28 protein-coding genes are annotated in these 20,554 nt (G+C 62.1%); 2 read left to right on the top strand and 26 right to left on the bottom strand.

The window, feature by feature from the left end; all coding sequences use genetic code 11:
* Nucleotides 1-180: 180 nt before the first annotated feature.
* From rplO to rpsL, 25 genes are all read right to left on the bottom strand, one after another.
* Entirely contained in the window at nucleotides 181-654 is a 474-nt protein-coding gene (gene rplO, locus OOJ09_RS14985; protein ID WP_027028844.1) for a 50S ribosomal protein L15, read from the bottom strand.
* 22 nt (nucleotides 655-676) lie between these two features.
* On the bottom strand, nucleotides 677-874 hold the full coding sequence (gene rpmD, locus OOJ09_RS14980; protein WP_006205449.1) for a 50S ribosomal protein L30: 198 nt from the start codon (nucleotides 872-874) through the stop codon (nucleotides 677-679).
* A 25-nt stretch (nucleotides 875-899) separates the two neighbouring features.
* Nucleotides 900-1,463: a 30S ribosomal protein S5 gene (gene rpsE / locus OOJ09_RS14975; protein ID WP_006333394.1), complete on the bottom strand. Its 564-nt coding sequence runs from the start codon at nucleotides 1,461-1,463 to the stop codon at nucleotides 900-902.
* Between the two features lie 135 nt (nucleotides 1,464-1,598).
* The gene (gene rplR, locus OOJ09_RS14970) at nucleotides 1,599-1,958 is read right to left on the bottom strand and encodes a 50S ribosomal protein L18 (RefSeq protein ID WP_091584612.1); all 360 of its coding nucleotides are present in this window, start codon (nucleotides 1,956-1,958) and stop codon (nucleotides 1,599-1,601) included.
* Nucleotides 1,959-2,096: 138 nt separating this feature from the next.
* Nucleotides 2,097-2,630 (bottom strand): 50S ribosomal protein L6, encoded by a 534-nt coding sequence (gene rplF, locus OOJ09_RS14965; protein ID WP_269905923.1) that lies wholly within the window; start codon nucleotides 2,628-2,630, stop codon nucleotides 2,097-2,099.
* 92 nt (nucleotides 2,631-2,722) lie between these two features.
* Nucleotides 2,723-3,121 (bottom strand): 30S ribosomal protein S8, encoded by a 399-nt coding sequence (gene rpsH, locus OOJ09_RS14960; RefSeq protein ID WP_006205453.1) that lies wholly within the window; start codon nucleotides 3,119-3,121, stop codon nucleotides 2,723-2,725.
* Between the two features lie 12 nt (nucleotides 3,122-3,133).
* Nucleotides 3,134-3,439: a 30S ribosomal protein S14 gene (rpsN, locus tag OOJ09_RS14955; protein WP_010909282.1), complete on the bottom strand. Its 306-nt coding sequence runs from the start codon at nucleotides 3,437-3,439 to the stop codon at nucleotides 3,134-3,136.
* A gap of 27 nt (nucleotides 3,440-3,466) precedes the next feature.
* A complete protein-coding gene (gene rplE, locus OOJ09_RS14950; RefSeq protein WP_091584608.1) occupies nucleotides 3,467-4,045 on the bottom strand; it encodes a 50S ribosomal protein L5 in 579 nt (192 codons plus the stop codon).
* Nucleotides 4,038-4,352 (bottom strand): 50S ribosomal protein L24, encoded by a 315-nt coding sequence (gene rplX / locus OOJ09_RS14945; RefSeq protein ID WP_013531428.1) that lies wholly within the window; start codon nucleotides 4,350-4,352, stop codon nucleotides 4,038-4,040. Before rplX ends, rplE begins: the two co-directional genes overlap by 8 nt.
* 12 nt (nucleotides 4,353-4,364) lie before the next feature.
* Nucleotides 4,365-4,733 (bottom strand): 50S ribosomal protein L14, encoded by a 369-nt coding sequence (gene rplN / locus OOJ09_RS14940; protein ID WP_006205457.1) that lies wholly within the window; start codon nucleotides 4,731-4,733, stop codon nucleotides 4,365-4,367.
* Between the two features lie 72 nt (nucleotides 4,734-4,805).
* On the bottom strand, nucleotides 4,806-5,045 hold the full coding sequence (gene rpsQ / locus OOJ09_RS14935) for a 30S ribosomal protein S17 (RefSeq protein ID WP_010909280.1): 240 nt from the start codon (nucleotides 5,043-5,045) through the stop codon (nucleotides 4,806-4,808).
* A gap of 11 nt (nucleotides 5,046-5,056) precedes the next feature.
* The gene (gene rpmC, locus OOJ09_RS14930) at nucleotides 5,057-5,257 is read right to left on the bottom strand and encodes a 50S ribosomal protein L29 (RefSeq protein WP_006205459.1); all 201 of its coding nucleotides are present in this window, start codon (nucleotides 5,255-5,257) and stop codon (nucleotides 5,057-5,059) included.
* Nucleotides 5,258-5,270: 13 nt separating this feature from the next.
* Nucleotides 5,271-5,684 (bottom strand): 50S ribosomal protein L16, encoded by a 414-nt coding sequence (gene rplP, locus OOJ09_RS14925; RefSeq protein ID WP_013531427.1) that lies wholly within the window; start codon nucleotides 5,682-5,684, stop codon nucleotides 5,271-5,273.
* A 27-nt stretch (nucleotides 5,685-5,711) separates the two neighbouring features.
* Nucleotides 5,712-6,437 (bottom strand): 30S ribosomal protein S3, encoded by a 726-nt coding sequence (rpsC, locus tag OOJ09_RS14920; RefSeq protein WP_091584605.1) that lies wholly within the window; start codon nucleotides 6,435-6,437, stop codon nucleotides 5,712-5,714.
* On the bottom strand, nucleotides 6,437-6,826 hold the full coding sequence (gene rplV / locus OOJ09_RS14915) for a 50S ribosomal protein L22 (protein WP_006205462.1): 390 nt from the start codon (nucleotides 6,824-6,826) through the stop codon (nucleotides 6,437-6,439). The genes rpsC and rplV overlap by 1 nt, the downstream gene beginning before the upstream one ends.
* A gap of 2 nt (nucleotides 6,827-6,828) precedes the next feature.
* The gene (gene rpsS, locus OOJ09_RS14910) at nucleotides 6,829-7,107 is read right to left on the bottom strand and encodes a 30S ribosomal protein S19 (RefSeq protein ID WP_006205463.1); all 279 of its coding nucleotides are present in this window, start codon (nucleotides 7,105-7,107) and stop codon (nucleotides 6,829-6,831) included.
* A gap of 16 nt (nucleotides 7,108-7,123) precedes the next feature.
* A complete protein-coding gene (rplB, locus tag OOJ09_RS14905) occupies nucleotides 7,124-7,957 on the bottom strand; it encodes a 50S ribosomal protein L2 (RefSeq protein WP_024505067.1) in 834 nt (277 codons plus the stop codon).
* Between the two features lie 22 nt (nucleotides 7,958-7,979).
* Complete coding sequence (locus OOJ09_RS14900; protein ID WP_010909275.1) at nucleotides 7,980-8,273, bottom strand: 50S ribosomal protein L23; 294 nt, start codon at nucleotides 8,271-8,273, stop codon at nucleotides 7,980-7,982.
* Nucleotides 8,270-8,890 carry a 50S ribosomal protein L4 gene (gene rplD, locus OOJ09_RS14895; RefSeq protein WP_008875667.1) on the bottom strand — a complete coding sequence of 207 codons (621 nt, stop codon included), beginning with the start codon at nucleotides 8,888-8,890 and terminating at the stop codon, nucleotides 8,270-8,272. The genes OOJ09_RS14900 and rplD overlap by 4 nt, the downstream gene beginning before the upstream one ends.
* Complete coding sequence (rplC, locus tag OOJ09_RS14890; protein ID WP_091584603.1) at nucleotides 8,890-9,612, bottom strand: 50S ribosomal protein L3; 723 nt, start codon at nucleotides 9,610-9,612, stop codon at nucleotides 8,890-8,892. The genes rplD and rplC overlap by 1 nt, the downstream gene beginning before the upstream one ends.
* A gap of 61 nt (nucleotides 9,613-9,673) precedes the next feature.
* Nucleotides 9,674-9,982, bottom strand: coding sequence for a 30S ribosomal protein S10 (gene rpsJ / locus OOJ09_RS14885; RefSeq protein WP_010909272.1), 309 nt, complete (start codon nucleotides 9,980-9,982; stop codon nucleotides 9,674-9,676).
* 69 nt (nucleotides 9,983-10,051) lie between these two features.
* Complete coding sequence (gene tuf / locus OOJ09_RS14880) at nucleotides 10,052-11,227, bottom strand: elongation factor Tu (RefSeq protein WP_256753628.1); 1,176 nt, start codon at nucleotides 11,225-11,227, stop codon at nucleotides 10,052-10,054.
* A 66-nt stretch (nucleotides 11,228-11,293) separates the two neighbouring features.
* Nucleotides 11,294-13,384, bottom strand: coding sequence for an elongation factor G (fusA, locus tag OOJ09_RS14875; protein ID WP_269905922.1), 2,091 nt, complete (start codon nucleotides 13,382-13,384; stop codon nucleotides 11,294-11,296).
* Nucleotides 13,385-13,413: 29 nt separating this feature from the next.
* The gene (rpsG, locus tag OOJ09_RS14870) at nucleotides 13,414-13,884 is read right to left on the bottom strand and encodes a 30S ribosomal protein S7 (RefSeq protein WP_008875664.1); all 471 of its coding nucleotides are present in this window, start codon (nucleotides 13,882-13,884) and stop codon (nucleotides 13,414-13,416) included.
* 85 nt (nucleotides 13,885-13,969) lie between these two features.
* The gene (gene rpsL, locus OOJ09_RS14865) at nucleotides 13,970-14,341 is read right to left on the bottom strand and encodes a 30S ribosomal protein S12 (protein ID WP_006333356.1); all 372 of its coding nucleotides are present in this window, start codon (nucleotides 14,339-14,341) and stop codon (nucleotides 13,970-13,972) included.
* A 463-nt stretch (nucleotides 14,342-14,804) separates the two neighbouring features.
* On the opposite strand from rpsL, the gene OOJ09_RS14860 reads away from it, so the two are divergent.
* Complete coding sequence (locus OOJ09_RS14860; RefSeq protein ID WP_256753634.1) at nucleotides 14,805-15,086, top strand: transcriptional regulator; 282 nt, start codon at nucleotides 14,805-14,807, stop codon at nucleotides 15,084-15,086.
* 141 nt (nucleotides 15,087-15,227) lie between these two features.
* Nucleotides 15,228-16,154: a Gfo/Idh/MocA family protein gene (locus tag OOJ09_RS14855; RefSeq protein ID WP_269905921.1), complete on the top strand. Its 927-nt coding sequence runs from the start codon at nucleotides 15,228-15,230 to the stop codon at nucleotides 16,152-16,154.
* Between the two features lie 171 nt (nucleotides 16,155-16,325).
* Here OOJ09_RS14855 and rpoC read toward each other — a convergent pair whose 3' ends face one another.
* On the bottom strand, nucleotides 16,326-20,522 hold the full coding sequence (rpoC, locus tag OOJ09_RS14850) for a DNA-directed RNA polymerase subunit beta' (protein WP_091586456.1): 4,197 nt from the start codon (nucleotides 20,520-20,522) through the stop codon (nucleotides 16,326-16,328).
* Between the last annotated feature and the right edge of the window lie 32 nt (nucleotides 20,523-20,554).

The raw sequence follows: 20,554 nt of genomic DNA, 5'->3' as shown, positions 1-20,554 counted from the left end.
GCTTGGTAACGCTTGATGGCCCGAAGGTCAGGCGGTGCGTTTCACCGAAGCTCACGAGATAAGCTCCGGGCTCTAAACATGCAAGCGGCCGCGTTGACGCGGCCGCCTAATTGAGCAGATCAAAGCGCAATCGTGAGCAAAAACGGATCCCACTCTTGCCGATCGCGCTTCAAATTGCCGTTACTCGGCAGCTGCCTTTTCCGGCAGCTTGACCGAGCCGCCGGCCTTTTCGATCTTCTCGATCGCGGCCTTGGAGGCGCCGGCAACGTCAAAGGCGAGCTTCGCCTTGATCTCGCCGTCGGAGAGGATGCGCACGCCGTCCTTGACGCGGCGAATGACGCCGGCGGCAACGAGCGATTCAGCCGTCACGGTTGCCTTGGCATCAAGCTTCTTGGCGTCGATGGCGACCTGGATACGGGCAAGCGACACAACGGTGAAGCTCTTGGCGAAGATGTTGTTGAAGCCACGCTTCGGCAGACGCCGATAGAGCGGCATCTGGCCACCCTCGAAGCCGTTGATGGCAACGCCGGAGCGCGCCTTCTGGCCCTTGACGCCGCGACCACCGGTCTTGCCGGAGCCGGAGCCGATGCCGCGGCCGAGACGCTTCTTGGAGTGCGTCGCGCCGTCCTTGTCACGCAGATCGTTGAGTTTCATCTGGGTTCTCCTGCGCTTTAGCTCAGCCCTCGTCCACGACGCGGACGAGATGCTGGACGGCGGCGATCATGCCGCGCACGGAGGGCGTATCTTCCAGCGTGCGCTGCTTGTGCATCTTGTTGAGGCCGAGCCCGACCAGCGTCGCGCGCTGCTCCTTGGGACGGCGGATCGGCGAACCGATCTGCTCAACGGTGATGGTCTTGGTTGCTTTCTTGGCCATGGTCAAATTCCCTGGTCAGCGTCGACTATTCTTCAGCCGCAACGGCGGTGCCGCGGCGGGCCTGAAGGGTCGAATACTTGATGCCGCGCGCGGCAGCCACATCCTTGGGATGCATCTGGCTCTTCAGCGCGTCGAACGTGGCGCGAACCATGTTGTACGGGTTCGACGAACCCATCGACTTGGCGACCACGTCATGCATGCCGAGCGTCTCGAAGACAGCGCGCATCGGGCCACCGGCGATGATGCCGGTACCTTGCTTGGCGGCGCGCAGCAGGACACGGCCAGCGCCCCAACGTCCCTCGACGTCGTGGTGCAGCGTGCGGCCCGAGCGCAGCGGCACGAAAATCATGTCGCGCTTGGCCGATTCAGTTGCCTTGCGGATAGCTTCCGGCACTTCGCGCGCCTTGCCGTGACCAAAGCCGACACGGCCCTTCTGGTCGCCGACGACGACGAGTGCTGCAAAACCGAAGCGACGGCCGCCCTTGACGACCTTGGCGACGCGGTTGATGTGGACGAGCTTGTCCACCATGCCGTCATCGCGCTCTTCACGATCGCGGCCGCGGCCGCCATCCCTACGTTCCTGTGCCATATCCTGTTCCTTGTTTTTTTCCGGAAGCACGGTTGCTGATAAGATCCGGCGCCTCTGTGGGTCACCGGGGGCGAAAGTCATTTTTCCCTTCGCATGATCCTTATCCGAAAAGTCTGCAACTTTTCGGGATCATGCCTAGAAGCTCAGACCACCTTCACGGGCAGCCTCGGCGAGCGCCTTGACGCGGCCGTGATAGATGTAGGCGCCACGGTCGAAGACGACTTCCTTGACGCCGGCCTTGGTGGCGCGCTCGGCGATCAGCTTGCCGATCGCGGCGGCGGCGGCGGTGTCGGCGCCGGTCTTGAGCGAACCCTTGAGGTCCTTCTCGAGCGTCGAGGCCGCGACGATGGTGTGACCCTTGGCGTCGTCGATGACCTGCACATAGATGTTCTTCGACGTGCGGTGGACCGACAGACGTGGACGCTCACCGGCGACCTTCTTGATCTGACGACGGACGCGCTGCGCGCGGCGCTGGATGGATTCCTTGGTGGCCATGGTAGTTCCTTGCCTTCAAAAAACGGGGGCCGCCCTATGCGGTAGGCGAAAGCGCCTCCCGCGACCGCTCCCCGCGGCGTTGCATCTCTTTAGCTTGGTCCTTTCCGAAAAGTCTTCAACTTTCCGGGGCCAAGCCCACTACTTCTTCTTGCCTTCCTTGCGGACGATCTTCTCGCCAGCGTAGCGGACACCCTTGCCCTTGTAGGGCTCGGGACCGCGATATTCGCGGATCTCGGCGGCAACCTGGCCGACCTGCTGCTTGTCGATGCCGGTCACGGTGATTTCCGTCGGCTTCGGCACAGTGATCGTGATGCCGACCGGGGTCTCGTAAACGACATCATGGCTGAAGCCAAGGGCCAGCTGCAGGTTCTTGCCCTGCATCGCGGCGCGATAGCCGACGCCGGTGATCTCGAGCTTCTTCTCGAAGCCGTCCTTGACACCCTGCAGGATATTGACGATCTGCGTGCGCGACATGCCCCACTTGGAACGGGCCGTCTTGGTCTGGTCGCGCGGCTGGACAGCGATCTCGCTGCCTTCCATCTTGACCAGGACTTCTTCGTTCACCACGAACTTCAGCTCGCCCTTGGGGCCCTTCGCCGTCACGGTCTGGCCGTTGACGGTCGCGGTCACGCCCTGCGGCAGCGAAACGGGTTTCTTTCCAATACGAGACATTTTGTTGTCCTCGTCACTTCTCTTGTTTCAGGTCTCTGTCTTCGGGCATGATCCCGAAGACCGGATTCCGATTTTGCCGGTCACACGCCAGATCAGAAGATCTGGCAGAGGATTTCACCGCCGACGTTCTGTTCGCGCGCTTCGTGGTCGGCCATCACGCCCTTCGGTGTCGAAAGAATGGCGATGCCGAGGCCGTTGGCGACGTGCGGGATCGACTTGGCCGAAACATAGACGCGGCGGCCAGGCTTCGAGACGCGGGCGATTTCGCGCACGACCGGCGCACCGTCGAAATACTTCAGCTCGATTTCGATTTCGGACTTGCCGTTGTCGAAGTCGGTCTGGCTGTAGTCGCGGATGTAGCCTTCAGCCTTCAGCACGTCGAGGACGCGGGTGCGCAGACGCGAAGCCGGCGTCGAAACACTCGACTTCTTGCGGCCGTACGCGTTGCGGATGCGGGTCAGCATATCGCCGAGAGGATCGCTCAATGACATGTTATGTCCTCCTTACCAGCTCGACTTGACCAGGCCCGGGATCTGGCCGTTGTTGCCGAGATCACGAAGCGCGATGCGCGATACTTTGAGCTTGCGATAGTAGGCGCGCGGACGGCCGGTGACTTCGCAGCGGTTACGGATGCGGATCTTGGCCGAGTTGCGCGGCAAGGCAGCAAGCTTGAGCTGAGCGCGGAAGCGCTCCTCCATCGGCTTGGACTGATCCATGATGATCGCCTTGAGGGCTGCACGCTTGGGACCGTACTGGTCGGCAAGCTTGCGGCGCCTGTTATTCTTCTCGACTGAGCTGGTCTTTGCCATTTCAGATTTTTCCTTTTCTCGCTGCCGTTACTGGCGGAAGGGGAAGTTGAAGGCCTTGAGCAATGCCCTGGCTTCGTCGTCCGTCTTCGCAGTCGTACAAACGATGACGTCCATGCCCCAGATCTGATCAACCTTGTCGTAGTTGATCTCCGGGAACACGATGTGTTCCTTGATGCCCATGGCGTAGTTGCCACGGCCATCGAAGCTCTTCGGATTCAGCCCGCGGAAGTCGCGGACGCGTGGCAGTGCGATGTTCACGAGGCGGTCGAGGAACTCGTACATGCGTTCCTTGCGCAGCGTGACCTTGGCGCCGATCGGCATCTTCTCGCGGACCTTGAAGCCGGCGATCGAGTTGCGAGCGCGGGTGACGACGGCTTTCTGGCCGGCGATCATCGCCAGGTCCTCGGCGGCGATCGAAGGCTTCTTCGAATCGCCCGTCGCTTCGCCGACGCCCATGTTCAGCACGATCTTGTCGATGCGCGGAACCTGCATCTCGTTCTCGTAGCCGAACTGCTCCTGCAGCGCCTTGCGAATGGTCTCGTTGTAGACCTGCTTGAGACGCGGCGTGTTCTGGGCAGTCGCCTGCTTGGATTGAGCCTTAGCCATTGATGACTTCTCCCGAGCGCTTGGCGACGCGCACCTTCTTGCCGTCCTTCTGGAAGATGAAGCCGACGCGGGTCGGCTTTCCATCCTTGGGGTCGGCCAGCGCGATGTTCGACAGCTGGATCGGCGCTTCCTTGGTTATGATCCCGCCCTCTTGGGACTGGGATTGCTTCTGGTGACGACGGATCATGTTGACGCCGCGCACCAGCGCGGTGTCTTCCTTCGGCTGCACCGAGAGGACTTCGCCCGAACGGCCCTTGTCCTTGCCGGCCAGCACGACGACCTTGTCGCCTTTTCTAATCTTTTGCATTGGTCCGGCTCCTTACAGCACTTCAGGCGCGAGCGAGATGATCTTCATGTGGTTCTTGGCGCGGAGTTCGCGCGGAACCGGTCCGAAGATACGCGTGCCGATCGGCTCTTTCTTGTTGTCGACGAGAACGGCCGCGTTCTTGTCGAAACGGATCACGCTGCCGTCCGGGCGGCGGATGTCCTTGGCCGTGCGAACCACGACCGCCTTCATCACATCGCCCTTCTTCACGCGGCCGCGCGGAATGGCTTCCTTGATCGACACCACGATGATGTCGCCCACGGAAGCGTATTTCCGCTTCGAGCCGCCCAGCACCTTGATGCACATGACACGACGGGCGCCGGAATTATCCGCGACGTCGAGGTTTGTTTGCATCTGAATCATGACTGGCCGCCTTCTTCTTTTCTAACGGGACGGGCTCAAAGCCCCTCCCCGGTCTGTCCAAAATTCGTTTGTTTACGCCTGGTCCGAAGACACGACGATCCAGCGCTTATCCTTGGAAATCGGCTTCGATTCCTGGATGAACACCTGATCGCCAACCTTGTGGGCGTTGTTTTCGTCGTGCGCCTTGTACTTCTTGGTCATGCGCACGGTCTTCTTCATCACGGGATGCGTGAAGCGCCGTTCGACCTTGACGACAACCGTCTTCTCGTTCTTGTCGCTGACGACGGTGCCCTGCAGAATGCGCTTTGGCATGGTTTTCGTCCTTAAGCCTTCTTAGCCGCGGACTTTTCCGCAGCGATGGTCTTGATACGCGCGATGTCCTTGCGGACCTGCCTCACGCGTGCGGTCTTCTCGAGCTGGCCGGTGGCCTTCTGGAAGCGCAGGTTGAACTGCTCCTTCTTCAGGCTGGCCAGGTCGTCGGTCAGCTGGTCCTGGGTCTTGGTCCGGATGTCTTCGGCTTTCATGATCAGCCCGTCCTTATTCTGCGATGCGCTGCACGAAGCGCGTCTTGACCGAGAGCTTGGCCGCGCCGAGACGCAGTGCCTCACGGGCGGTTTCTTCATTGACGCCGTCGATCTCGAACATGATGCGGCCGGGCTTGACGCGCGCCGCCCAGTAGTCGACCGCGCCCTTGCCCTTACCCATACGAACTTCGGTCGGCTTCGAAGTGACCGGCACGTCCGGGAAAATACGGATCCAGACGCGACCAGCGCGCTTCATTTCGCGAGTGATCGCGCGGCGGGCCGCCTCGATCTCACGCGCGGTGACGCGGTTCGGCTCAAGCGCCTTCAGCCCGAAACCACCGAAATCCAGGTTGGTGCCGCCCTTTGCGGTACCATGGATACGGCCCTTGAACTGCTTGCGGAACTTTGTGCGCTTTGGCTGCAGCATCGTTCTAACTCCAAATTCCTAAATGTCTCAGGCGTTTTCGCGACGACGACCGCGTTCGCGATCACCACCACCGCCATGCGCATTGTCGCCTTCAGTGGCGCGACGCTCCGAAGCCATCGGGTCATGCTCGAGGATCTCGCCCTTGAACACCCAGACCTTGACGCCGCAGATGCCGTACGCCGTATGTGCTTCGGCCGTGCCGTAGTCGACATCGGCGCGCAGCGTATGCAGCGGCACGCGGCCCTCGCGGTACCATTCCATGCGCGCGATCTCGGCGCCGCCAAGACGGCCGGCGCAGTTGATGCGGATGCCCTCGGCACCGAGGCGCATCGCCGACTGAACGGCACGCTTCATGGCGCGGCGGAACGCGATGCGGCGCTCGAGCTGCTGGGCGATCGACTGGGCGACCAGGGTCGCGTCGATCTCCGGCTTGCGCACTTCGACGATGTTGAGGTGCGTCTCGGACTTCGTCATCTCCATCAGCTTCTTGCGAAGCTTCTCGATGTCAGCGCCCTTCTTGCCAATGATCAGGCCCGGACGCGCGGCGTGGATGGTGACGCGGCACTTCTTGTGCGGACGCTCGATCACGACCTTCGAGATCGCGGCCTGCTTGAGTTCCTTCTCAAGATACTTGCGGATCTTGATGTCCTCGTGGAGCAGCTTGCCGTACTCGCCGGTGTTCGCGAACCAGCGCGAATCCCAGGTGCGGTTGATGCCGAGGCGAAGACCGATCGGATTGACTTTCTGGCCCATTATGCGGCCTCCCCTTTTTCTTCGACTTCACGAACGACGATCGTGAGGTGCGAGAACGGCTTCTCGATACGGCTGGCGCGACCACGTCCACGGGCATGGAACCGCTTCATGACGATCGACTTGCCGACATAGGCTTCCGCCACGATCAGCGCATCGACGTCGAGGTCGTGGTTGTTTTCCGCGTTGGCGATCGCCGATTCCAGCGTCTTCTTGACCGTGCCGGAAATCCGCTTGGCCGAGAATTCGAGGTCGGATAGCGCTGTCGCGACCTTCTTGCCGCGGATGAGCGCGGCAACCAGGTTCAGCTTCTGCGGGCTGATACGGATCGTGCGCAACACGGCGCGCGCTTCGTTGTCAGCAAGCCTGCGCGGAGCTTTGGCCTTGCCCATGATTATTTCCTCTTCGCCTTCTTATCCGCGCCGTGACCGTAATAGGTCCGGGTCGGAGCGAATTCACCGAACTTGTGACCGACCATGTCCTCGTTCACCGAGACGGGAACATGCTTCTGGCCGTTGTAGACACCGAAGGTGAAGCCGACGAACTGCGGCAGGATGGTGGAGCGACGGCTCCACATCTTGATCACCTCATTGCGACCACCTTCACGAACCTTGTCCACCTTCTTGAGAAGGTAGCCGTCAATGAAGGGGCCTTTCCAAATCGAACGAGTCACTTGGCGTTACCTCTTCTTAGCTCTTGCGCTGATGGCGCGAGCGCAGGATGAACTTGTCGGTCGCCTTGTTGGACCGCGTCTTCTTGCCCTTGGTCGGCTTGCCCCAGGGGCTGACCGGATGACGGCCACCCGAGGTGCGGCCTTCACCACCGCCGTGCGGATGGTCGACCGGGTTCATGGTCACGCCGCGATTGTGCGGACGCTTGCCGCGCCAAACCGTGCGGCCGGCCTTGCCATCGTTGATGTTGCCATGGTCCGGATTGGACACGGCGCCGACGGTGGCCATGCAGGAGCCGTGAACGACACGCTGCTCGCCCGAGTTGAGGCGCAGGATCGCCATGCCCTGGTCGCGACCGACCAGCTGGCCATAACCGCCTGCCGAACGGGCAACCTGAGCGCCCTTGCCCGGCTTCAGCTCGATGTTGTGGACGATCGTGCCGACCGGCATCGATGCCAGCGGCATCGCATTGCCCGGCTTCACATCGACCGATTCACCGGACACGATCTTGTCGCCGGGAGCCAGACGCTGCGGAGCGATGATGTAGGACAGCTCGCCATCGTCGTACTTGATCAGCGCGATGAAGGCGGTGCGGTTCGGATCGTATTCAATGCGCTCGACCGTGCCGACGACGTCGAACTTGCGGCGCTTGAAGTCGATGATGCGGTACGAACGCTTGTGACCACCACCGATGAAGCGGGCGGTGATGCGACCGTGGTTGTTGCGGCCGCCCGACTTGGTCAGGCCTTCGGTCAGGCCCTTGACGGGCTTGCCCTTGTAGAGGCCCGAGCGGTCGACGATGACCAGCTGGCGGGTGCTCGGCGTTACCGGGTTGAATTTTTTCAGTGCCATTGTTCTGTCCTCGCGGCCTTGCTCAGAGACCCGTCGCGACGTCGATCGACTGGCCGTCGGCCAGCGTCACAATCGCCTTCTTGACGTCGCTCTGGCGGCCGATCGTGCCGCGGAAGCGCTTGATCTTGCCCTTGCGGACAAGCGTGTTCACGGCCATCACCTTGACGCCGAACAGCGCTTCGACGGCAGCCTTGATTTCCGGCTTCGACGCCTTCTTGGCGACGTTGAAGACGACCTGGTTCTGCTCGGAAGCCATGGTCGACTTTTCGGTGATCGCCGGGCTGACGATCACGTCGTAGTGACGAAGGTCGGTCATTTAAAGCGCTCCTCGAGAGCCTCGACGGCGGCCTTCGAAAGGACCAGCGTGCCGCGGCGCAGAATGTCGTAGACGTTGATGCCCTGGATGGGCAGCACGTCGATGTTCGGGATGTTCGTCGCGGCCAGCTTGAAGTTCTTGTCAAGCTCGGCGCCGCCGATCACCAGTGCGTTGCTCAGACCCAGCGTCGCGAAATTCGCGATCAGCGCCTTCGTCTTGGCCTCGGTCAGCTTCAGCTCGTCGATGATGATGATCGACGCGCTCTTGGCCTTGGCCGAGAGGGCATGCTTGAGGCCGAGCGCGCGAACCTTCTTCGGCAGATCGTGCTCGTGGCTGCGGACGACCGGGCCGTGGGCCTTGCCACCGCCGCGGAACTGCGGAGCGCGTGCCGAATGGTGGCGGGCGCGGCCCGTACCCTTCTGCTTGTACATCTTGGCGCCGGTACGCGCGATCTCGGCGCGGCCCTTGGCCTTGTGCGTGCCCTGCTGCTTCTTGGCGAGCTGCCAGCGCACGACGCGCTGCAGGATGTCCTCGCGCGGATCAAGGCCGAAAATCTCCTCGGAGAGTTTCACCTTGCCGGCGTCCTTGCCGCCAAGCGTTGTGATCTTGAGATCCATTATTCCGCTCCCTCTGTGGCCGGAGCCTCGTTCTTAGCAGCTGCCGCAACCGGGCGGATCGCGGCGGGCTTCGGCGCATTGGCCGGCAGTGCCACCTTGGCCGCATCGCGGACCAGGATCCAGGCGCCCTTCGATCCGGGAACCGCACCGCGGATCAGGATCAGGCCGCGGTCGGCGTCGGTCGATACGATCTCGACATTCTGCGTGGTGACGCGGGTGTCGCCCATGTGGCCAGCCATATGCTTGCCTTTGAACACCTTGCCGGGGTCCTGGCGCTGACCGGTCGAACCGTGCGTACGGTGCGATACCGAGTTACCGTGGGTCGCCCGGCCACCACCCATGTGGTGACGCTTGATGACGCCCTGGAAGCCCTTGCCGATCGTCGTGCCCGTCACATCGACCTTCTGGCCGGGAACGAAGTGCTCGACAGTGATCTCGGCGCCGACATCGATCATGTTGTCCGCGGAGACGCGGAACTCGGCGACCTTCGCCTTCGGCTCGACGGAAGCGGTCGCGAAATGGCCGCGCATCGCCTTCGACGTGTTCTTCACCTTGGCAAGGCCAACGCCGAGCTGAACGGCGGTGTAGCCATTCTTCTCCTGCGTGCGCTGCGCCACGACCTGGCAGTTCTCCATCTGGAGAACGGTGACGGGAACATGTTCCCCGGCATCGTTATAGATGCGGGTCATTCCCACCTTCTTTGCAATCACACCTGAACGCATCGGTTCAATTCCTTTAGAGTTCCGGGCCAGGGGCACCGCCCCTTACCGCGCTCTCATTCCCTTAGAGCTTGATCTCGACGTCCACACCGGCGGCCAGATCGAGCTTCATCAAAGCATCGACCGTCTGCGGGGTCGGATCGACGATGTCGAGCAGACGCTTGTGCGTGCGCATCTCGAACTGCTCGCGGCTCTTCTTGTCGACGTGAGGCGACCGGTTGACCGTGAACTTTTCGATCCGCGTCGGCAGCGGAATGGGGCCGCGAACGTTGGCACCGGTGCGCTTGGCCGTCGACACGATTTCCTTTGTCGAGGCGTCGAGCACGCGGTGATCAAACGCCTTCAGGCGGATGCGGATATTCTGTCCGTTCATGCGTCACTTCCTTGTTCTGGCGCGGCGCGGGCATATCCTGCGCCCGCGACAGATCGGTTTAAGTCCAAATTACTCTTTGATGGTGACGACGATGCCGGCACCGACGGTGCGGCCGCCTTCACGGATGGCGAAGCGCAGCTTCTCTTCCATGGCGATCGGCACGATCAGCTCGACATCGACCGTGATGTTGTCGCCCGGCATCACCATCTCGGTGCCTTCCGGCAGCGACACGATGCCGGTCACGTCCGTCGTGCGGAAATAGAACTGCGGACGGTAGTTGGTGAAGAACGGCGTGTGGCGGCCACCCTCGTCCTTGGTCAGGATGTAGGCTTCGGCCACGAACTTCTTGTGCGGCTTCACCGTGCCCGGCTTGGCCAGAACCTGGCCGCGCTCGACACCTTCACGGTCAACGCCGCGCAGCAGCGCGCCGATGTTGTCGCCAGCCTGGCCCTGGTCGAGCAGCTTGCGGAACATCTCGACGCCCGTGCAGGTCGTCTTGGTCGTCGGACGGATGCCGATGATCTCCAGCTCCTCGCCGACCTTGACCACGCCGCGCTCGACGCGGCCAGTCACCACCGTGCCACGGCCCGAGATCGAGAACACGTCCTCGATCGGCATCAGGAACGGCTTGTCGAGCGGACGAACCGGCGTCGGGATGTAGGCATCGACCGCCGCCATCAGCTCGCGGATCGCGTCCTCGCCGATCTTCTTGTCCGAATCTTCCAAGGCAGCCAGCGCCGAACCCTTGACGATCGGAATGTCGTCGCCGGGGAACTCGTTCTTGGTCAGAAGCTCGCGAACCTCGAGCTCGACCAGTTCGAGCAGCTCGGCGTCATCAACCTGGTCGACCTTGTTCAGGAACACCACGATCGACGGCACGCCGACCTGACGGGCAAGCAGGATGTGCTCGCGGGTCTGCGGCATCGGGCCGTCGGCTGCCGAAACAACCAGGATCGCGCCGTCCATCTGCGCGGCGCCGGTGATCATGTTCTTCACATAGTCGGCGTGGCCGGGGCAGTCGACGTGAGCGTAGTGGCGGTTGGCCGTCTCGTATTCAACGTGAGCCGTCGAGATCGTGATGCCGCGCGCCTTCTCTTCCGGCGCCGCATCGATCTGGTCATAGCGCTTGTATTCGCCAAAATACTTCGTGATCGCCGCCGTCAGCGACGTCTTGCCATGGTCAACGTGACCAATCGTGCCAATGTTCACATGAGGCTTGGTGCGCTCGAATTTACCTTTTGCCATGTGATGTCTCCAATCCTGCTCGCCCGTGCGGGCCTTGAATTAAGTTACTGCTGCAACCCGTTCGAGTTACGCGTATTTCTTCTGGACTTCCTGGGCGACCGCGGTCGGCACAGGCTCGTAATGATCGAACTGCATCGTGTAGGCCGCGCGGCCCTGGCTCATCGAGCGCAGGTTGTCGACGTACTTGAACATGTTGGCGAGCGGCACCATCGCGTTGATGACAACTGCAACGCCACGCGCTTCCTGGCCCTGGATCTGGCCGCGACGGCCGTTCAGGTCGCCGATGACGCTGCCGACGTAGTCTTCCGGCGTCACCACCTCGACCTTCATGATCGGCTCGAGCAGCTGCACGCCAAGCTTGGGTGCGGCTTCACGGAAGCAGGCGCGGCCAGCGATTTCGAAGGCCAGAACGCTGGAGTCCACATCGTGGTAGGCGCCGTCGATCAGCGTCGCCTTGACGCCGATCATCGGGAAGCCCGCGAACGGACCGGACGTCATGACGCTGTTGATGCCCTTTTCGACACCCGGGATGTATTCCTTCGGCACGGCGCCGCCGACGATCTTGGTCTCGAACTGGAATTCGCTGCTGTCCGGATTCGGCTCGAAGAGGATCTTGACGCGAGCGAACTGACCGGTACCGCCGGTCTGCTTCTTGTGCGTGTAGTCCTGCTCGTGCTTGCGGGTGATCGTCTCGCGATAGGCCACCTGCGGCGCGCCGACATTGGCCTCGACCTTGAACTCGCGACGCATGCGGTCGACGATGATGTCGAGGTGCAATTCGCCCATGCCGGAGATAATGGTCTGACCGCTTTCCTCGTCGGTCTTGACGCGGAAGGACGGATCCTCGGCGGCCAGACGGTGAAGGGCGAGGCCCATCTTTTCCTGGTCGTTCTTGGTCTTCGGCTCGATCGCGATCTGGATGACCGGGTCGGGGAATTCCATGCGCTCGAGAATGACCGGATGCAGCGGATCACTGAGCGTGTCGCCGGTGGTCGTGTCCTTGAGGCCAGCCAGGGCGACGATGTCGCCGGCGAAAGCCTCTTCGACGTCGGCGCGCGAATTCGCATGCATCTGCAACATGCGGCCGATGCGCTCCTTCTTGCCCTTGACGGTGTTGTCGACCGAGATGCCCTTGGTGAGCTTGCCCGAATAGATGCGGGCAAAGGTCAACGAACCGACGAACGGGTCGTTCATGATCTTGAAGGCGAGCATCGAGAGCGGCTCGTTGTCGTCGGCGTGACGCTCGATCTCGCCGTCGGTCTTGGCGTCGACGCCCTTGATGGCGGGAACATCGGCCGGCGACGGCAGATATTCGACGACGGCGTCGAGCAACGGCTGCACGCCCTTGTTCTTGAAGGCCGAGCCGCAGAACATCGGATAGAACTTCACCGCGATGGTGCCCTTGCGGATCAGCGCGCGGATCTCGTCATTCGACGGCATCTTGCCTTCGAGGTAGTTCTCGAGCGCCGTCTCGTCCATTTCGACGGCGGCCTCGATCATCTTCTCGCGGTATTCTTCCGCACGGGCCTTGAGGTCGGCGGGAATCTCGACGACGTCCCAGGCAGCGCCCAGCGTCTCGTCGCGCCAGACCAGCGCGTTCATTTCGACAAGGTCGACAACGCCCTTGAACTCGGTCTCGGCGCCGATCGGCAGCTGCATGACGACGGCATGCGCACCAAGGCGCGAACCGATCATCTCGACCGAGCGGTAGAAGTCAGCGCCGATCTTGTCCATCTTGTTGCAGAAGATCATGCGCGGCACGCGGTACTTGTCGGCCTGACGCCAGACGGTTTCCGTCTGCGGCTCGACACCGGCATTGGCATCGAGCAGCGCGATGGCGCCGTCGAGAACGCGCAGCGAACGCTCGACTTCAATGGTGAAGTCGACGTGTCCGGGGGTGTCGATGATGTTGAAGCGGTACATCTTGCCGCTGCGACCCTTCCAGAAGGTCGTGGTCGCGGCCGACGTGATGGTGATGCCGCGCTCCTGCTCCTGCTCCATCCAGTCCATGGTGGCAGCGCCGTCGTGGACTTCGCCGATCTTGTGCGACTTGCCCGTGTAATAGAGGACGCGCTCGGTGGTCGTCGTCTTGCCGGCGTCAATATGCGCCATGATACCGAAATTGCGGTAGTCTTCGATTTTGTATTCGCGGGCCATCGTAGCTGCCTCTCAGTCTCGTTCGCGCTTTACCAGCGGTAGTGCGCGAAAGCGCGGTTGGCTTCAGCCATCTTGTGGGTGTCTTCACGCTTCTTGACAGCCGTGCCGCGGTTGTTGGCCGCATCCATCAGCTCGCCGGAGAGGCGGTCGACCATGGTGGTCTCATTGCGGTTGCGGGCGGCAGCGATCAGCCAGCGGATGGCCAAGGCCTGACGGCGCTCGGGGCGCACATCGACCGGAACCTGGTAGGTGGCGCCGCCGACGCGGCGCGAACGCACTTCCACATGCGGCGCGACATTGTCGAGCGCCTGATGGAAGACGGTGACCGGCTCCTGCTTGGTCTTCGACTGAACCTGGTCGAGCGCGCCGTAGACGATGGTCTCGGCAACCGACTTCTTGCCGTCATACATGACGGCGTTCATGAACTTGGTGACGATCAGATCGCCGAACTTCGGGTCCGGATTGATCTCACGCTTTTCTGCACTGTGACGACGGGACATTTTTTCTCTGCCTCAATTATGCGTGGTGGCCTTGATCCCGGATCGTCGCTTCGCTGCGCCCGGGATGACCTTCGCTACGCTTCGGTCACTTCGGACGCTTGGCGCCGTACTTCGAACGACGCTGCTTGCGGTTCTTCACACCCTGCGTGTCGAGCACGCCGCGGATGATGTGGTAGCGAACGCCCGGAAGATCCTTGACGCGGCCGCCGCGGATCATGACCACGGAGTGTTCCTGAAGGTTGTGGCCTTCGCCGGGGATGTACCCGATCACTTCAAAACCATTGGTCAGGCGGATCTTGGCCACCTTGCGCAGCGCCGAGTTCGGCTTCTTCGGCGTCGTGGTGTAGACGCGCGTGCAGACGCCCCGCTTCTGCGGGTTCTGCTGCATGGCCGGGACCTTGTTGCGCTTCACCGGCGCTATGCGCGGCTTGCGGATCAGCTGGTTGACGGTAGGCATTAAACCCTCTTGTCTCTCAATTCCGTGTCTCGCCCGGTCAGGGCCGCTCAAAGCGTCATTTCCATACGCAAATTCGGGCCACAAACCGCGCCTCGCGGTCTTGCCCGAACAAATGGCAGAGGAAGCGGAAGCCGCTTCGTGCACGCCGGAAATGTCTTTTCGCTCGTAAAACGAACCCTGTTTGAAGCAAACTCCAAAGCGTGTCGCTTCGGAAAGGAGAGCCTCACATCGGTTCTGACTGGCCGGCTTCTACTCGCAAGCCCGCGAACCGTCAACCCCGGAGTGGCAAATATTGCATTGAAGCCGGGGCTTGGCAGCCATGCGAAAACCGCATGTAATTTTCTTTCGCCATTTTGCAAGGGCGAGGAAGAAAGTGACCGGCTTTGGGCTGTTGCGCGGCCCTGCTTTCATGCGAAAAAGCCGCATGAGCAGTCAGGATCCCCTCGACCGGAGGAATCGGCCCGTGAACGACAATGAAGAACGCCCGGTCACCATCATCACCGGCAGGGTGTGGAAGAGGAAGGGCGGCAAGCCGGAAGGCGTGCACGTGATGCTGGTCGCCCCCGATGACGATTCGGCGGTGCGCCGGGCACTCGAATCACTTGCGGCGGAAGGTTACGCCGAGGCCGAGCTCGACCAGATCGGCGATATGGACGGCGTGCCCGATGAGGAGCCGCATCTTTCCGCCTTCCAGGGCGCGCTCGAAGGCGAAGTGTCGATTGTTACTTTCGACGTGGCGCTCTGAAACCAGGACGCCGCGCCCTCGCCTTTCGAATCGAGGCCTTTCTGGCGGATGGAAAGCTGGGGCTGACCTTCCGGCTTCGGCTTGCCCGGGGCAAGTGTTCTGATAAGAAACGCTCACCATCATCCAACAGACGGAGCGGCCGTGTCCCAGCCCATCAAGATAGGCATCGTCGGCGTCGGCAAGATCGTCCGCGACCAGCACCTGCCGGCCCTGGCGAAAGACCAGAACTATCGCCTCATCGCGGCCGCCAGCCGGCATGGCAAGGTGGATGACATCCCGAATTTCCCCGATATCGAATCCATGCTCGACGCGGTGCCGGAGCTTGAGGCCGTAGCGCTCTGCATGCCGCCGCAGTTTCGTTATGACGCCGCGCGCACCGCGCTCGAAGCGAAGAAACATGTCTTCCTGGAAAAGCCGCCGGGCGCCACCGTCAGCGAGGTCGAGGACCTGAAGGCATTGGCGGTGAAAAACGGCGTCTCGCTGTTCGCCAGCTGGCACTCGCGCTATGCGCCGGCGGTCGAGGCCGCCCGCACCTTCCTAAGCTCAGCCCGCATCAACTCGGCCGCCATCAACTGGAAGGAAGATGTGCGCCGCTGGCATCCGAACCAGGAGTGGATCTGGGCCCCCGGCGGCTTCGGCGTCTTCGACCCCGGCATCAATGCGCTGTCGATCGTGACCCACATCCTGCCGGCACTGTTCATCACCTCGGCGGTTCTCGACTTTCCAGAGAACCGCGACGCTCCTGTCGCGGCACACGTCGCCTTCCGCACCTCGAACGGGTTGCCAGTGACGATGGAACTCGACTGGCTCCAGACCGGCCCGCAAAGCTGGGACATCCTGGCCGACACCGACAAGGGCGCGATGGTGCTGTCGGGCGGCGGCTCGAAACTCGCCGTCGACGGCCGCGTCGTCCATGACGAACCGGAAGCGGAATATCCGATGCTCTACAAGCGCTTCGCGGAGATTGTCCGTTCCGGCGCCTCGGATGTCGATCTCGCTCCGCTCCAGCATGTTGCCGATGCTTTCATGCTCGGCAAGCGCAATGTGATCGAGGCGTTTTTCGACTGAGCAACGAGGTTGCAGGAAGCGACCTTCGCTCCGATTCTCAGATCATCTCACGAGCGACGCACCACCCTCACTCCGTCGCCACTGTCATGAATTGGCGACTTCAACGCACAAAGAAAATAGGCCGCCGGGTTGCCCCGACGGCCCTGTTGCCTGAGATTTTTACCGTCGCGCTTACTGCGCGGCGGTGACCATGTCGGTCAGCATCGGCTCGGCGACTTCCACACCGGAGGCCTTGCGGCGCTCGTCGATGATCAGTTCGTCGCGCGAGGTGGCGATGCGCCGGATCTGGCTCATCGTGCCGCCGGTACCGGCCGGGATAAGCCGGCCGACGATGACGTTTTCCTTCAGCCCCTGCAGCATGTCGGTCTTGCCGGCAACCGCGGCTTCCGTCAGCACCCTGGTCGTCTCCTGGAAGGAGGCGGCCGAGATGAAGGACGGCGTCTGCAGCGAGGCCTTGGTGATGCCAAGCAGCACCGGCTGACCTTCGGCCGGCTTCTTGCCGTCCTCGATCAGGCGCTCGTTGACCTCTTCCAGTTCGATCACGTCGACGTGGTCGCCCGGAATGTAGGTCGAGTCGCCCTGCGTGGTGATCTCGACCTTCTGCAGCATCTGGCGAACGATCACCTCGATGTGCTTGTCGTTGATCGACACGCCCTGCAGGCGGTAGACTTCCTGGATTTCGTTGACGAGGTAGGAAGCAAGTGCCTCCACGCCCTTGATCGCCAGGATGTCGTGCGGCGCCGGATTGCCGTCGAGGATGTAGTCGCCCTTCTCGATGACGTCGCCGTCCTGGAGATGGAACGGCTTGCCCTTCGGGATCAGGTATTCGACCGGCTCAAGCGTCGAGTCATGCGGCTCGATGATGATGCGACGCTTGTTCTTGTAGTCGCGACCGAAGCGGATCGTGCCGTCGATCTCGGCGATGATGGCGTGATCCTTCGGACGACGTGCCTCGAACAGTTCGGCAACACGCGGCAGACCGCCGGTGATGTCCTTGGTCTTGGCGCTTTCCATCGGGATACGCGCCAGCACGTCGCCGGGGCGGACCTGCGCACCCGGCTCGACCGAAAGAATGGCCTCGACCGAGAGCAGGAAGCGGGCGTCACCACCCTTCGACAGTTTGCCGACCTTGCCCTTGGCGTCCTGGATGGCAATCGCCGGCTTCAGGTCATTGCCGCGTGGCGTCGAGCGCCAGTCGATGACCTCACGCTTGGTGATGCCGGTCGACTCGTCGGCCGTTTCCTGCACGGAAATGCCGTCGACCAGATCCTCGTACGACACCCTGCCCTCGATTTCGGTGAGGACCGGACGGGTATAGGGATCCCACTCGGCGATACGCTGGCCGCGCTTCACCTTGTCGCCATCGTCCACGAAGATACGCGAACCATAGGTGAGACGGTGCGTGGCGCGCTCCTTGCCGGCTTCATCGAGGATCAGCACCGCCATGTTGCGGCCCATGACCATCTGCTGGCCGTCGGAGTTGCGCACCACGTTGCGGTTGCGGATCTCGACCTTGCCCTCATACGAGGCTTCAAGGAACGATGAGTCCACCACCTGCGCGGTGCCGCCCATGTGGAAGGTACGCATGGTGAGCTGGGTACCCGGCTCGCCGATCGACTGCGCCGCGATGACGCCGACGGCTTCACCCTGGTTGACCGGAGTGCCGCGAGCCAGATCGCGACCGTAGCACACCGCGCAGACGCCAACCCTGACTTCGCAGGTCAGTGCCGAGCGAATGCGAACCGACTGGACGCCGGCCTTTTCGATCTGTTCGACGTCGCGCTCGTCCATCAGCGTTCCGGCCTTGACCAGGATCTCGCCCGACACCGGATGGGTGATGTCGTCGAGCGACGTACGACCCAGCACACGCTGGCCGACGGAAGCGACGACCTGGCCGGCATCGACGATCGGCTGCATGGTGAGGCCCTTGTCGGTGCCGCAGTCGACGGAGTTGACGATGCAGTCCTGCGCCACGTCGACCAGACGACGGGTGAGGTAACCCGAGTTCGCCGTCTTCAAGGCGGTGTCGGCCAGACCCTTGCGGGCGCCGTGGGTCGAGTTGAAGTACTCGAGCACGGTCAGGCCTTCCTTGAAGTTCGAGATGATCGGCGTCTCGATGATTTCACCCGACGGCTTGGCCATCAGGCCGCGCATGCCGGCGAGCTGGCGCATCTGGGTGGGCGAGCCACGCGCACCGGAGTGCGACATCATGTAGATCGAGTTCATCGGCTTCTGACGGCCATTGTCCTCGAACTCGACCGCCTTGATGCGGGCCATCATTTCGTCGGCGACCTTTTCCGAGCACTTGGCCCAGGCGTCGACGACCTTGTTGTACTTCTCGCCCTGGGTGATCAGACCGTCATTGTACTGCTGCTCGTATTCCTTGGCCAAAGCCTCGGTGTCCGAGACCAGCTTGATCTTGGCGTCCGGGATCAGCATGTCGTCCTTGCCGAACGAAATGCCGGCGCGGCAGGCATGAGCGAAGCCGAGTGCCATGATGCGGTCGCAGAAAATGACCGTCTCCTTCTGACCGCAATGGCGGTAGACGGTGTCGATCATCTTGGAGATGTTCTTCTTGGTCATCTCCTGGTTGGCGGTCTCGTAAGGCACGTTGACGTTCTTCGGCAGAAGCTCGCCGATGATCATGCGGCCGGGCGTGGTGTCATGGATCTTCGACACGACCTTGCCTTCGGCGTCGACCGTGCGGAAGCGACCCTTGATCTTGGCGTGCAGCGTCACCGCCTTGGTCTCGAGCGCGTGCTGGAGTTCGCCCATGTCGGCAAACACCATGCCTTCGCCCGGCTCGTTCTGGTTGACGATCGAGAGATAGTAGAGACCGAGAACCATGTCCTGCGACGGCACGATGATCGGCGCGCCGGAAGCCGGGTGCAGGATGTTGTTGGTCGACATCATCAGCACGCGGGCTTCAAGCTGCGCTTCCAGCGACAGCGGCACGTGAACGGCCATCTGATCGCCGTCGAAGTCGGCGTTGAAGGCCGTGCAGACCAGCGGATGCAGCTGGATCGCCTTGCCTTCGATCAGGATCGGCTCGAACGCCTGGATGCCGAGGCGGTGCAGCGTCGGCGCACGGTTCAAGAGCACAGGATGCTCGCGGATGACCTCGTCGAGGATATCCCAGACTTCCGGACGCTCCTTCTCGACCAGCTTCTTGGCCTGCTTGACGGTCGAGGAGTAACCCTTGGCGTCAAGACGGGCGTAGATGAAGGGCTTGAACAGCTCGAGCGCCATCTTCTTCGGCAGGCCGCACTGATGCAGCTTGAGCTCCGGACCGGTGACGATGACCGAACGGCCGGAATAGTCGACGCGCTTGCCGAGCAGGTTCTGGCGGAACCGGCCCTGCTTGCCCTTGAGCATGTCGGACAGCGACTTCAGCGGACGCTTGTTGGCGCCGGTGATGACGCGGCCGCGACGGCCGTTGTCGAACAGCGCATCGACGGCTTCCTGCAGCATGCGCTTTTCATTGCGCACGATGATGCCGGGGGCGCGCAGCTCGATCAGCCGCTTCAGACGGTTGTTACGGTTGATGACGCGGCGGTAGAGGTCGTTCAGGTCCGACGTGGCGAAGCGGCCGCCGTCCAGCGGGACGAGCGGGCGCAGATCCGGCGGGATCACCGGAACCACCTTCATGATCATCCATTCCGGACGGTTGCCGGATTCCATGAAGTTCTCGACGACCTTGAGCCGCTTCAGATACTTCTTCTGCTTGAGCTCGGACGTGGTCGAAGCCAGTTCCGAACGCAGGTCGCCTGCGATCTTCTCCAGATCCATGCCGGCCAGAAGGTCATGGATGGCCTCGGCGCCGATCATGGCGGTGAACGAATCCTCGCCATATTCGTCGACGGCGATCATGTACTCTTCCTCGCTGAGCAGCTGGTGCTCCTTCAGCGCGGTGAGGCCAGGCTCGGTGACGATGTAGTTCTCGAAGTAGAGGACGCGCTCGATGTCCTTCAAGGTCATGTCGAGCAGCGTGCCGATGCGCGACGGCAGCGACTTCAGGAACCAGATATGGGCGACGGGCGCGGCGAGCTCGATATGGCCCATGCGCTCGCGGCGGACGCGCGACAGCGTGACTTCGACGCCGCACTTCTCGCAGATGACGCCCTTGTACTTCATGCGCTTGTACTTGCCGCACAGGCATTCGTAGTCCTTGATCGGGCCAAAAATGCGCGCGCAGAACAGGCCGTCACGCTCCGGCTTGAAGGTGCGGTAGTTGATGGTCTCCGGCTTCTTGATCTCGCCGAACGACCAGGACAGAATCTTCTCAGGGCTGGCGAGCGATATCCGGATGGAATCGAACACCTGCGCCGGCGCCTGGGGATTGAAGAGATTCATGACCTCTTGGTTCATGCCGTTCTCCTTTTCGGGGTCCTCGAAAACCC

The sequence above is a fragment of the Mesorhizobium qingshengii genome (genome assembly GCF_027563465.1).
GTDB classification, from domain to species: domain Bacteria; phylum Pseudomonadota; class Alphaproteobacteria; order Rhizobiales; family Rhizobiaceae; genus Mesorhizobium; species Mesorhizobium qingshengii_A.
Note: the sequence above shows the minus strand (reverse complement) of the source record. Positions and strands in the feature narration are given on the sequence as shown.

Bases quoted from the DNA above. Each gene is read 5' to 3' on its own strand.
- rplO (WP_027028844.1), bottom strand. From the start codon at position 654: ATGAAACTCAACGATCTGCGTGACAAGGACGGCGCGACGCACTCCAAG.
- rpmD (WP_006205449.1), bottom strand. From the start codon at position 874: ATGGCCAAGAAAGCAACCAAGACCATCACCGTTGAGCAGATCGGTTCG.
- rpsE (WP_006333394.1), bottom strand. From the start codon at position 1,463: ATGGCACAGGAACGTAGGGATGGCGGCCGCGGCCGCGATCGTGAAGAG.
- rplR (WP_091584612.1), bottom strand. From the start codon at position 1,958: ATGGCCACCAAGGAATCCATCCAGCGCCGCGCGCAGCGCGTCCGTCGT.
- rplF (WP_269905923.1), bottom strand. From the start codon at position 2,630: ATGTCTCGTATTGGAAAGAAACCCGTTTCGCTGCCGCAGGGCGTGACC.
- rpsH (WP_006205453.1), bottom strand. From the start codon at position 3,121: ATGTCATTGAGCGATCCTCTCGGCGATATGCTGACCCGCATCCGCAAC.
- rpsN (WP_010909282.1), bottom strand. From the start codon at position 3,439: ATGGCAAAGACCAGCTCAGTCGAGAAGAATAACAGGCGCCGCAAGCTT.
- rplE (WP_091584608.1), bottom strand. From the start codon at position 4,045: ATGGCTAAGGCTCAATCCAAGCAGGCGACTGCCCAGAACACGCCGCGT.
- rplX (WP_013531428.1), bottom strand. From the start codon at position 4,352: ATGCAAAAGATTAGAAAAGGCGACAAGGTCGTCGTGCTGGCCGGCAAG.
- rplN (WP_006205457.1), bottom strand. From the start codon at position 4,733: ATGATTCAGATGCAAACAAACCTCGACGTCGCGGATAATTCCGGCGCC.
- rpsQ (WP_010909280.1), bottom strand. From the start codon at position 5,045: ATGCCAAAGCGCATTCTGCAGGGCACCGTCGTCAGCGACAAGAACGAG.
- rpmC (WP_006205459.1), bottom strand. From the start codon at position 5,257: ATGAAAGCCGAAGACATCCGGACCAAGACCCAGGACCAGCTGACCGAC.
- rplP (WP_013531427.1), bottom strand. From the start codon at position 5,684: ATGCTGCAGCCAAAGCGCACAAAGTTCCGCAAGCAGTTCAAGGGCCGT.
- rpsC (WP_091584605.1), bottom strand. From the start codon at position 6,437: ATGGGCCAGAAAGTCAATCCGATCGGTCTTCGCCTCGGCATCAACCGC.
- rplV (WP_006205462.1), bottom strand. From the start codon at position 6,826: ATGGGCAAGGCCAAAGCTCCGCGCAGGCTTGCTGACAACGAAGCGCGC.
- rplB (WP_024505067.1), bottom strand. From the start codon at position 7,957: ATGGCACTGAAAAAATTCAACCCGGTAACGCCGAGCACCCGCCAGCTG.
- OOJ09_RS14900 (WP_010909275.1), bottom strand. From the start codon at position 8,273: ATGACCGACCTTCGTCACTACGACGTGATCGTCAGCCCGGCGATCACC.
- rplD (WP_008875667.1), bottom strand. From the start codon at position 8,890: ATGGATCTCAAGATCACAACGCTTGGCGGCAAGGACGCCGGCAAGGTG.
- rplC (WP_091584603.1), bottom strand. From the start codon at position 9,612: ATGCGTTCAGGTGTGATTGCAAAGAAGGTGGGAATGACCCGCATCTAT.
- rpsJ (WP_010909272.1), bottom strand. From the start codon at position 9,982: ATGAACGGACAGAATATCCGCATCCGCCTGAAGGCGTTTGATCACCGC.
- tuf (WP_256753628.1), bottom strand. From the start codon at position 11,227: ATGGCAAAAGGTAAATTCGAGCGCACCAAGCCTCATGTGAACATTGGC.
- fusA (WP_269905922.1), bottom strand. From the start codon at position 13,384: ATGGCCCGCGAATACAAAATCGAAGACTACCGCAATTTCGGTATCATG.
- rpsG (WP_008875664.1), bottom strand. From the start codon at position 13,884: ATGTCCCGTCGTCACAGTGCAGAAAAGCGTGAGATCAATCCGGACCCG.
- rpsL (WP_006333356.1), bottom strand. From the start codon at position 14,341: ATGCCTACCGTCAACCAGCTGATCCGCAAGCCGCGCATAGCGCCGGTG.
- rpoC (WP_091586456.1), bottom strand. From the start codon at position 20,522: ATGAACCAAGAGGTCATGAATCTCTTCAATCCCCAGGCGCCGGCGCAG.